Source organism: Metamycoplasma neophronis (genome assembly GCF_006491995.1).
GTDB lineage: Bacteria > Bacillota_I > Bacilli_A > Mycoplasmatales > Metamycoplasmataceae > Metamycoplasma > Metamycoplasma neophronis.
Window position 1 is genome coordinate 1 of record NZ_VHHP01000060.1, and the last position, 553, is coordinate 553.

The 553-nt window shown below is 69.1% G+C and carries 1 protein-coding gene; it reads left to right on the forward strand.

Translation table 4 applies throughout. The features are described 5' to 3' along the window. Positions 1-189 precede the first annotated feature (189 nt). Positions 190-553: nucleoside/nucleotide kinase family protein (locus FJR74_RS08525; RefSeq protein ID WP_503465759.1), on the forward strand; the 364-nt coding region annotated here is incomplete at its 3' end.

A 553-nucleotide genomic window follows, 5' to 3' on the forward strand; every position in this document is an offset into this window, starting at 1 on the left:
TGGGCTCGGTGACCGTCAGCGCAAGGCCCTGCTGGAAAAGTTCGGCTCCGCCTAACCCCGCCGGCCGAAGATGCGGGCCGGAAGGCCTGTGGTGGGCGTACCCCCGCATACGGGGGAGAGGCGGCCTGACAGGGCCAGCTCACAATTCAGGCCGAACGCCCCGTGGGGGGAACCCGCCCAGGAGCGCCAGTGAGCGTCGGCGAGGGACCGGACACCAAGCCCACCGCGCGTGGCCAACCGGCGGCAGTGGGACGTGTGGTGGTGCTGTCCGGTCCTTCCGCGGTCGGCAAATCCACGGTGGTTCGGTGTCTGCGCGAGCGGATCCCGAATCTGCATTTCAGTGTCTCGGCCACGACGCGGGCGCCACGCCCGGGCGAGGTCGACGGTGTCGACTACCACTTCATCGACCCCACCCGCTTTCAGCAGCTCATCGACCAGGGTGAGTTGCTGGAATGGGCAGAAATCCACGGCGGCCTGCACCGGTCGGGCACTTTGGCCCAGCCGGTGCGGGCGGCCGCGGCGACTGGTGTGCCGGTGCTTATCGAGGTTGACC